General features: G+C 29.4%; 10 protein-coding genes. 9 read left to right on the top strand and 1 reads right to left on the bottom strand.

Going from position 1 to position 9645, the window contains the following annotated elements:
• Nucleotides 1-169 precede the first annotated feature (169 nt).
• The 9 genes from Q0H31_RS12320 to Q0H31_RS12280 all read left to right on the top strand — a co-directional run bounded on the left by Q0H31_RS12320 (nucleotide 170) and on the right by Q0H31_RS12280 (nucleotide 8952).
• Nucleotides 170-853 carry a tetratricopeptide repeat protein gene (locus Q0H31_RS12320; RefSeq protein ID WP_295298622.1) on the top strand — a complete coding sequence of 228 codons (684 nt, stop codon included), beginning with the start codon at nucleotides 170-172 and terminating at the stop codon, nucleotides 851-853.
• Nucleotides 854-876: 23 nt separating this feature from the next.
• Nucleotides 877-2058 carry a M23 family metallopeptidase gene (locus Q0H31_RS12315; RefSeq protein WP_295298621.1) on the top strand — a complete coding sequence of 394 codons (1182 nt, stop codon included), beginning with the start codon at nucleotides 877-879 and terminating at the stop codon, nucleotides 2056-2058.
• A 7-nt stretch (nucleotides 2059-2065) separates the two neighbouring features.
• A complete protein-coding gene (locus Q0H31_RS12310) occupies nucleotides 2066-3235 on the top strand; it encodes a hypothetical protein (RefSeq protein ID WP_295298619.1) in 1170 nt (389 codons plus the stop codon).
• Nucleotides 3232-4098: a M23 family metallopeptidase gene (locus Q0H31_RS12305; RefSeq protein WP_295298617.1), complete on the top strand. Its 867-nt coding sequence runs from the start codon at nucleotides 3232-3234 to the stop codon at nucleotides 4096-4098. The genes Q0H31_RS12310 and Q0H31_RS12305 overlap by 4 nt, the downstream gene beginning before the upstream one ends.
• 386 nt (nucleotides 4099-4484) lie before the next feature.
• Nucleotides 4485-5537 (top strand): methionine ABC transporter ATP-binding protein, encoded by a 1053-nt coding sequence (locus tag Q0H31_RS12300; protein WP_295298615.1) that lies wholly within the window; start codon nucleotides 4485-4487, stop codon nucleotides 5535-5537.
• Nucleotides 5518-6198, top strand: a complete 681-nt coding sequence (locus Q0H31_RS12295) for a methionine ABC transporter permease (RefSeq protein ID WP_295298613.1) — start codon at nucleotides 5518-5520, stop codon at nucleotides 6196-6198. Before Q0H31_RS12300 ends, Q0H31_RS12295 begins: the two co-directional genes overlap by 20 nt.
• Nucleotides 6199-6228: 30 nt before the next feature.
• Nucleotides 6229-7179, top strand: a complete 951-nt coding sequence (locus tag Q0H31_RS12290; protein WP_295298611.1) for an L-lactate dehydrogenase — start codon at nucleotides 6229-6231, stop codon at nucleotides 7177-7179.
• A 99-nt stretch (nucleotides 7180-7278) separates the two neighbouring features.
• Nucleotides 7279-8091 (top strand): MetQ/NlpA family ABC transporter substrate-binding protein, encoded by an 813-nt coding sequence (locus Q0H31_RS12285; RefSeq protein ID WP_295298609.1) that lies wholly within the window; start codon nucleotides 7279-7281, stop codon nucleotides 8089-8091.
• Between the two features lie 42 nt (nucleotides 8092-8133).
• Nucleotides 8134-8952: a MetQ/NlpA family ABC transporter substrate-binding protein gene (locus Q0H31_RS12280; RefSeq protein WP_295298607.1), complete on the top strand. Its 819-nt coding sequence runs from the start codon at nucleotides 8134-8136 to the stop codon at nucleotides 8950-8952.
• A gap of 86 nt (nucleotides 8953-9038) precedes the next feature.
• Here the strand turns inward: Q0H31_RS12280 and Q0H31_RS12275 are convergent, their stop codons facing one another.
• The gene (locus Q0H31_RS12275; protein ID WP_147731291.1) at nucleotides 9039-9248 is read right to left on the bottom strand and encodes a TM2 domain-containing protein; all 210 of its coding nucleotides are present in this window, start codon (nucleotides 9246-9248) and stop codon (nucleotides 9039-9041) included.
• Nucleotides 9249-9645 lie beyond the last annotated feature (397 nt).

Below are 9645 nucleotides of genomic sequence, written 5' to 3'. Positions count from 1 at the left end.
TAGCTATTTATATTATAAGGAATACCTACTTTATTTTAACTAAAAAACGTGCAATATCTATGGCTCCTAAACAAAACTTTTTTCATGAATATATTGAGATTTTTTTATTTAAATATAAAATAATATGATAACATAAAAATAATATGATAACAAAACAATAGGAGCGTATATGAGTATAGGTTCTGGAAAAATAGAATTAGAAGAGGGTATAAAACTATTTAGAAACGAGAACTATAAAGAGGCTATTGATTCTTTAGAAAAGATATTCGCTGAAAACAATGATATAGAATCTGGATACCACCTTGCTTTATCCTATGCCCAGATGCAGGATTATGATAATACACTTGAAGTTTTCGATAAGATTTTAAGAAGACTTGATAATCCGCTTAGAATGATGCAGGCACATGTTATTGTTGGTTATATATATGCTATTAGAGAGATGTATGATTTGGCTGAGTTTGAGCTTCTTGATGCTTTATCTTATGATATAGAAAATACTCAAATTTATTCTGTGCTCGGATATGTTTATTATAAAAAGAAAAACTCGAGAAAGGCTATAGAGTATTTAAGGAAGGCTCTTGCTTTAGACGGAGAAAATCCAAATGCAAGAAACTCTTTAGGTTTTATATTGGTTGATAGTGATATTAATATAGATGAGGGAATAGAAGAAATAAAAAAAGCATTACATAAAGACCCTTCTAATCCTGCATATTTAGATTCTTTAGGTTGGGCTTATTTTAAGAAAAAAGATATTTCTAATGCTAAAAATTATCTTACTAAAGCATTTGAAATAGCTCCTTCCAATAAAGATATAAAAGAACATCTTTTGCAGCTTGACAATTATAAGATGTAATATTTTTTGGAGGTTTATTATTTATGAAAAATTATATAGTATTTTTTGTTTTTTTATTATCTTTATCATTATACTCTCAGTATGATTTTAAATATCTTGGGAAAATAGAAGTTTTGAGAAACGGCAAGGCTTCTAACCTTAGCAATAAGGTTTATGATGGAGATACTATTAAAACTTCAAAAAATGCTTTTGCTGAGATAAAAATAAAAAATAAATATTATTATCTATCAGAAAATACATCTCTTTCTATAAAGGACGGAGGAGAGATTAATTTAGTTAATGGTGCTTATTATCTTAGGGCTAATCAATTTAACTCTATTAATGATTTTAAAAATTATGACAAAGATTTAAAAGTTTATGTTGATCCTTATCCATTTTATGCTGGTAAAGTTTCTACTATTTACATAACTTCTAAAGATGATATAAAAATAAAAAATCCAAAACTTATGGGCAGTGCAAGACCTATAGTAAAATTTTTTGAAGTAAAAGATGCAAGCGATAAGATGAAAGTTTATAAGAGTGTGTTTGGAATATATGTAGGTGCTCAAGATAAAAAATATCAATTTCAATCAAATCTTGAGCTTAAAGATAAAACTATAGTTACAGTGGCTTTAGATATTGATTTAGATTTTACGCCGCCGCCTCCAAAACCTAAACAAATACCGGGTGTTACAAGTACTATGAAAAATATTATAAGTAACCCTCAAAAATCAAAAGAGGAAAGAGAACTTCTTAACGGTAAAATTTACATAAGCTATACTCCGACAAATTATGCAGACAGTGTTTATATAATGCCTGCACAAGGAAGATATTCTTCTGGTTTTGGTGCTTTTAGAGGATATACTAAAGATTATGCTAGATACCATCAAGGCTTTGACATTGCCAACACCAACGGCACACCAATAATTGCTGCTAATAATGGAGTTGTGAGAGTTTCAAGAGAATTATTTGTAAGAGGTAATTGTGTTGTTATAGACCATGGTCAAGGGGTTTTTAGTACCTATTTTCATATGTCTAAACTTATAGCTAAAGAGGGGCAGTATGTTAAAAAGGGAGATGTTATTGGGCTTATAGGTTCTACTGGTATGTCTACAGGACCTCATTGTCATTGGGAGATGAGAGCAGGTAATATGACTTTTGACCCTTTGAGTATATTAGATAAACCTACTAAATTTAATGTGAGAGTGCTTACGGAGATAAAATAATTTTTTAATGAGTGATTTTAAAACTATAGACGTAAAAAATATACATAATGCAGAACCTTTTGTTATTAGATATTTAACTTTAATAAGTGCTTTTATTTTAGTTTTATTGTTTATATTTATATTCGGCACTAATAGGCTTAATGAAGAGTATAATATAATTAATGTATGGAATAAAGAAATATCTTCTACATTAGACCCTGTTAATGATAATAACTATAGTATAGAAGGTACTTTTAAGCATAATTTCTTTTCAAAGCCTGAGGGCATAATTCACTATTTTGATTCTAAAGGAAGAACTTTCTACTACACTAATTTATCTCTTGGGGAATTAGCTTCATTAAATAATGGATATTTCATTAAGTATAAAAGATACGGCAATGTTATAGAATGTTATAACAGCAGCGGAGAGATTTTATGGCGTACTAATACTTCTGTATATCCAGAGATTTCACCTTATGCTAATAGGAGTATTTATCATTCGAGTGATAATTCTAAAGTTCAGATGTTTGATTATGATAATAACCCTCTAAGCGAACATATACAATATGGAGAAATTATTACAGACGGTGCTTTTGCTTTATATACAGGAGATTATATATCTGGTTTTTCGAGCGGTGATATAGCATATATAAATAGAAACGGTAAAGTAGATTATAGTATATCTACAATACTTAGTGAGATAAACATAGTAAAATCTGTTGCTTTAAGCGAGTATGGAAGTTTTGCTTTATCCATTAGCGGCATAAGACCAGAATATATAACATTATATGATTCTAAAGGCAAATCATTATGGTATTTGGATACTACTCTAAACAGAAGAAAGCATGTATCTTCTTATGTGAGTGAAAAATCTATGCGTGCTTTTATGCTTGCAGACAGAGACATTATAATATATTCTCTAAACAATGGTAAAGAAATTAACAGAATAAATATAGAAAAATATAATATGCTCAATGCTGTTAATATGAAGCTTAATGCGGAAACTAATTCTACTATAATGAGTGTATCTAAATCTGGAAATAGTGAGGTTCTTATATATGACAATAAACTTGAAGAGGTGATATTTGAAAAGAGTATAGATGCTTGGGTTTATTATGTTGATATATCTACTGAATATAATGAATATATGATAGTTAGTGATAAAATGATATATGCCTATAAGAAAGTGAAATTATGATAAAAAGAAGTTTTTTTGTTTTAATATTTGTTTTATTTATTCAAGCGATAATTTTTGCGAGGATTCCTATTGATGAAAATAAGATTAGGATAACAAGTACATTTGGAGAGTTTAGAACAGACCATTTTCATAATGGGGTAGATTTTGGCGGAAACAGAATGCCTATATATCCTATAGCAGACGGAGAGATAGTGCATTATTCTGATTTTGATGAAGACCCTACAAGACCTGTATATGGAGTCGGCAATACTCTTATAGTAGAGCATTCTGAAGGTATTAGAAGTTATTATTATCATATAGACAATGGAAGCATAGAGAAAAATTATGCTAAAGTAACAGAAAATGATATTCTTGCTTTAACAGGAAATACTGGACGTTCCGGCGGGGCTCATTTACATCTTACAATAGAGGATATGAGAAAGGGGCTTGTTATAGACCCGCTTGCTTATCTTAATATGAATAAAGGCTCTGAACAATCACCGCTCATACATGGTATATATTTAAGAACAGAAAGCAGGTTGATACAGATAAAAGATAATATGTCTATAAAATATAATGATGAGATAAAATTATTTGTTAAGGCTTATGATTTGCTTGGCAGCATTCCTATGGGGCTTAAGAGAGTTAAAATATATATGAATGATGATTTGCTTAGAGATTATGATTTTACTTATTTTATTAAGCAGAACAATGTTTATTATATATCGCCGGATTATAGATTTGAAGATGTTTATGGAGTGGATTCTCATTATTATAGAGGAGGCAGTTTTATACCTAAGCGAGGTAAATATATGTTTAGGGCTGAAGTTACTGATTTTGATGATAAGAGTGTTGTACTCACAAGAAGTGTGAATTTCCGTTAAGACAATTTAAAAATTAATATATATTTCTTTTACACCGCACGCTAAACTAAGCAAAAAATATGAATTGAATTAAAGATATAATTTTTATTATGTTTATAAGTTTATTTACCGTGCGTTAATTGATATGCAAATCTAATTAATACTTGGGTGGGGCTATAATTTCTAATTTGGCAGTAAAATAAATTTAAATAAATAATTTTAAATTATGCATAAAATATAAAAGGGCGGGAAGTCTATAGGCGTTTTTTAAAGTGTAAATAATATAAGTATTAGAATAAACATTACTATTTATATGTATTTTCTAAACAAATTGTTTTCATAATTATTATTGACAGAAATATATATAATTATATAATGCATAGAATAAAATTAAAATTGGAATAATAATGATAGTAATAGAAAATGTTAGTAAAGTTTTTACAACAGCAAACAATAAACAGCTTAATGCAGTAAATAATGTATCTATAAAAATAGAAGATGGTGAGATATATGGAATAATAGGTTTTTCTGGTGCTGGAAAATCCACTCTTGTAAGATGTATTAATTTGCTTGAGAGACCCACTTCTGGAAAGGTTTATATAGATAATATAGATATGATGTCTTTATCTCAAAAGGAGCTTAGAGAGAGAAGGAAAAAGATAGGAATGATATTTCAGCAGTTTAATTTATTTGGCTCTAGAAATGTATTTAAAAATGTTGCTTATCCTTTAAGATATAGAGGACTTTCAAAAAAAGAAGTAGAAGATAAGGTTATGTCTTTGCTTGAGCTTGTGGATATAAAGGAAAAAGCTTATGCTTATCCATCACAATTAAGCGGCGGTCAAAAACAGAGAGTGGCTATTGCAAGGGCTTTAGCTAATGAACCTAATATACTTCTTTGCGATGAAGCTACTAGTGCATTAGACCCTCAAACTACAGGCTCTATACTTAAATTATTAAAAAAATTAAATGAGAAATTAAAAATTACTATAGTTGTAATAACACACGAGATGAATGTTGTTAAAGAATTATGTCATAGAGTTGCGGTTATGAATGCTGGTAATTTAATAGAAGAGGGTAATATTTTTGATGTGTTTTCTGCTCCAAAAAATAAAATAACACAAGATTTTATAGACACTACTTCAAACGTTTCTAAAATATATGATTTAGTAGAAGAGAAAAATGACATTACAGCATTAAAAGAAAATGAATGTATATTAAGACTTAGGTATAAAAAAGGCGGTGTAGTAGAGGCTTTTATTTCACATATATCGAGAGCTTTCAATGTTGATGCTAATATTGTTTTTGGAAATGTTGAGTTTATAGATGATAGTTTGCTTGGAGGGCTTGTTATTATAATGCATGAAAGAGAAGCTGGAGGAATAAATAAAGCTATAGAGTTTCTTAGAGAAAAAAATGTTGATGTGGAGGTAATATCTGATGCTAGAGTTTCTAAATAAAATAATACCAAATGTAATGAATGATTTACCAAAGCTTTATGACAGCATTATACAAACATTTATTATGCTTTTATACTCTGGTATTATATCATTTTTTGTAGGCGGATTTTTGGGTATACTTTTAATTGTTACTAAGAGATACGGCATTATGCAAAACATTATAATATATGAAGTATTAAGTAAAGTTATTAACTTTTTTAGGGCTATACCTTTTATAATACTTCTTGCCATGCTTGTACCTTTAACAAGATTCATAATGGGCACTGCCATTGGTGTAAAGGGTGCTATATTACCTTTAATTTTCGGAACTGTACCTTTTTTTGCAAGGCAGATGGAGAGTGCTTTATCTGAAGTTAATCCGGGTTTAGTTGAGGCTGCTCAGTCTATGGGCTCTTCTCCTATAGCTATAATTTTTAGGGTTTATTTAAAAGAGAGTATTGCTCCTATAGCAAGAGGAACTACCATAACAGCTATTAGTTTAATAGGGCTTACTGCTATGGCTGGTGCAGTTGGGGCAGGCGGGCTTGGCACTTATGCTATACAGTCTGGATACTACAGAAATAAATTAGATATTATATATGTTTCTGTGATACTTCTTGTAATACTTGTTGGTTTAATACAGGCACTCGGTAATTTTATAGTAAAAAAAGCTACGCATTAAAAAGTTATATTTTATAAAGGATTTATTATTATGATTAAAAATAGAAAAGTAGTTATTATAGGGGCTGGTCATGTAGGCTCACATGTGGGATATGCTTTAGCGGCACAAGGTTTAGTTGAAGATATTGTTTATATTGATATAGACAAGAAAAAGGCTTTTGCTCAGGCTCTTGATATATTTGATGCTACTGTTTATCTTCCTCATAGAGTTGAAGTTAAAGCAGGAGATTATAGTGATATTGATGATGCTGATTTGATGGTGGTGTGTGCTGGACCTTTGCCTAAAGAAAATCAAACAAGAATGGATACTTTAGGTGCTACTGTGGAAGTTATGAAAGATATAGTAGCTAATATTAAAAAGACTAAGTTTAATGGAATTATAATTAATATTTCTAATCCGGCTGATGTTATTACTCATTATTTACAAAACAAGTTAAATTATGATACTAAAAGAATAATATCTACAAGCACAACATTAGACTCTGCAAGATTAAGACGTGCTATATCTGAGGCTATTGATGTTGATCAGAAATCCGTATACGCTTATGCTTTGGGTGAACATGGTGAAAGTCAGATGGTTGCTTGGTCTTGCGTAACTATAGCAGGAAAACCTTTGCTTGAGCTTATGAAAGAGGGTAAAGAAAAATATGCTAAATTAGATTTAAAAGAATTAGCTGATAAAGGAAGAAGAGGCGGCTGGGACGTTTTATTAGGTAAAGGTTCTACTGAGTTTGGAATAGGCACTTCGCTTGCGGAGGTTGCTAAGGCTATACTTTCTGATGAGCATAGAGTTTTACCTGTTTCTGTTTATCTTAATGGCGAGTATGGTCAAAAAGATGTTTATGCTTCTGTGCCTGCAGTTTTAGGAGCTAATGGAGTTGAAGAGATAATTGAGCTTAAAATGAATGAAGAAGAGAAAAAACTTTTTGATGCTTCTTGCGATACTATGACTAAAAATTATAAATTATCACTTACCATGTGATGAAAAATATTTCTTTTTATATTTAAAATATTTAAATTATATTTAAAATATTTAAATCATTAAAAAAATTAAATTATTTTTGAAGGAGAATGATATATAATGAAAAAGTTATTATTATTGTTTTTTGCATTATCATTGTTTTTAGCTTCTTGCGGCGGAAGTAATGATAATAAAAAAGATTTAATCACGGTTAAGATTGGTCATGTTGGTGAATCTGACAGAACTATATGGAAGCCTGTGCAAGAGAAATTATTAAAAGAAGGCATTAAGGTAGAATTAGTTTCTTTTGCTGATTACACTATACCAAATCAAGCATTAAATGACGGCGATATAGATTTAGATGCTTTTCAGCACCATGCTTACTACAGCAATGAAGTTAATACTAAAGGTTATGATTTATCTATATTGGGTGTTACTTATATATCTGCTATGAATATTTATTCTGATAATATTACAAATGTTAATGAAGTAAAAAATGGAGATAAGGTTGCTATACCTAATGACCCTGCTAATGGAGGGAGGGCTTTAAAAGTATTGGAGGCTGCTGGTTTAATAAAGATAAAAGATAATGCTCCTGATAATCCTACAGTTAATGATATAGAAAATCCTTTAAATTTAGAGATTATAGAAGTGGATGCGGGCAGTTTATACAGTTTACTTCCTGATGTTGCTTGTGCGGTTATTAATTGTAATTATGCTTTAGATTTTGGTCTTAATCCGGGTGCTGATTATATATTTAGAGATGACCCTAAAAATTATGACAATAATATGTATATAAACTTAATAGCTTCAAGGGCTGAAGATAAAGATAATGATATTTATAAAAGGGTGGTAGAGGCTTATCAATCTGCTGAAGTAGAAAAAGTTTATGCTGAGGATTTTAAGGGTGCTTATATACCTGCTTGGAAATAAAATAATTATTTAATAATTTTTTTAATAAGGAGTTAATATATTATGAAGAAAATTTTATTAGTTTTAGCTTTTGCATCATTAATTTTAACTTTTAGTGCATGCGGCGGCGGAAATTCTAATGCAGATAACAATATAGTAAAAGTTGGATTTGCAGGAGAGTCTGATTATCAAATTTGGAATCCTATAGTAGAAAAGTTAGCAGAAGATGGCATTAAAGTAGAATTAGTTTCTTTTGCTGATTATACTATTCCTAATCAGGCTTTAAATGATGGCGAAATAGACTTGAATGCTTTTCAGCATTATGCTTATTTTAATGATGAAATATCAAATAAAGGCTATGATTTAACTGCTATTGCTGATACTTATATATCTGCTATGAATATTTATTCTACAAACATTACAGATGTAAAAGAAGTTAAAAATGGAGATAAAGTAGCTATACCTAATGACCCTTCTAATGGAGGAAGAGCTTTAAAAGTATTGGAGGCTGCTGGATTAATAAAAGTAAGACCAGAAGCAGGAGACTCTCCTAGTGTAGCCGATATAGTAGAAAATCCTTTAAATTTAGAGATTGTAGAAGTTGATGCTGGAAGTATTTATAGTTTGCTTCCTGATGTTGCTTGTGCTGTTATAAACGGAAACTATGCTATAGATTTTGGTCTTAACCCTGGTTCTGATTATATTTTCAAAGATGACCCTGCAATATATAGCACTAAATCTTTTGTTAATTTAATTGCTGCTAGAACTGCTGATAAAGATAATGAATTATATAAAAAGGTTGTTGCTGCTTATCAGTCTGAAATAGTAGAAAAAGTTTATAATGAGAATTTCAAAGGTTCTTATTTACCAACTTGGAAATAAAAATAATTTTTTAGATTATAAAAATAAACCTCTATCAATTAGTTTTGTTAGAGGTTTTTTATTATATTTTTTTGTTATAAAAACTTTTATTTTCTTAATTTTCTTCCTTGCTTATCTGTGAAAATATCTAACAATATTAAAACTATATCAACTATATACCATATTCCTAAACCGCCAGCAGTAAGCCAGTATAATATTCCAGTTCCTACCTTTCCAACATAAAATCTATGCACTGGCAAAAATATTGCTAAAAGTAAAGTTACAACCCAACTTCTATCAGATACTTCATTACTCATAATAAACCTCCTAATTCTTATTATTATTTGGAAATTATAATATATATTTTATAAAAATCAAAATTAAAAAACTATTTTTTAAATATCATAAAATTATTGATTATTATTTAACGCACGGTTAAGTTAATATTAAAACTATATGCATTAAAAATAAAATAATTTTCATTAGTGAATACTAAGCTTACCGTGCGTTTTATTAGGTTTTAAAATTGATAAGCACTTGGGTGGGCGTGCTTTTTCTGTGTGATTAATACAATATAAAGAGAATTAAAAAATCAAATATAATCAAAAAATAATAAAGGGCGGGGTGTGTAAATAGATTTTAATATGCACAGGAGCCAGACATATTGCAGTTAGGAATTCCTTAATTTCTTAAAGTATAGCATAGGTGTATCAT

The sequence above is a fragment of the uncultured Brachyspira sp. genome, from assembly GCF_934747485.1.
In the GTDB taxonomy this organism is placed as follows: Bacteria; Spirochaetota; Brachyspiria; order Brachyspirales; family Brachyspiraceae; genus Brachyspira.
Note: the sequence above shows the minus strand (reverse complement) of the source record. Positions and strands in the feature narration are given on the sequence as shown.

Bases quoted from the DNA above. Each gene is read 5' to 3' on its own strand.
- Q0H31_RS12295 (WP_295298613.1), top strand. From the start codon at position 5,518: ATGCTAGAGTTTCTAAATAAAATAATACCAAATGTAATGAATGATTTA.
- Q0H31_RS12305 (WP_295298617.1), top strand. From the start codon at position 3,232: ATGATAAAAAGAAGTTTTTTTGTTTTAATATTTGTTTTATTTATTCAA.
- Q0H31_RS12310 (WP_295298619.1), top strand. From the start codon at position 2,066: ATGAGTGATTTTAAAACTATAGACGTAAAAAATATACATAATGCAGAA.
- Q0H31_RS12300 (WP_295298615.1), top strand. From the start codon at position 4,485: ATGATAGTAATAGAAAATGTTAGTAAAGTTTTTACAACAGCAAACAAT.
- Q0H31_RS12285 (WP_295298609.1), top strand. From the start codon at position 7,279: ATGAAAAAGTTATTATTATTGTTTTTTGCATTATCATTGTTTTTAGCT.
- Q0H31_RS12315 (WP_295298621.1), top strand. From the start codon at position 877: ATGAAAAATTATATAGTATTTTTTGTTTTTTTATTATCTTTATCATTA.
- Q0H31_RS12290 (WP_295298611.1), top strand. From the start codon at position 6,229: ATGATTAAAAATAGAAAAGTAGTTATTATAGGGGCTGGTCATGTAGGC.
- Q0H31_RS12320 (WP_295298622.1), top strand. From the start codon at position 170: ATGAGTATAGGTTCTGGAAAAATAGAATTAGAAGAGGGTATAAAACTA.
- Q0H31_RS12280 (WP_295298607.1), top strand. From the start codon at position 8,134: ATGAAGAAAATTTTATTAGTTTTAGCTTTTGCATCATTAATTTTAACT.
- Q0H31_RS12275 (WP_147731291.1), bottom strand. From the start codon at position 9,248: ATGAGTAATGAAGTATCTGATAGAAGTTGGGTTGTAACTTTACTTTTA.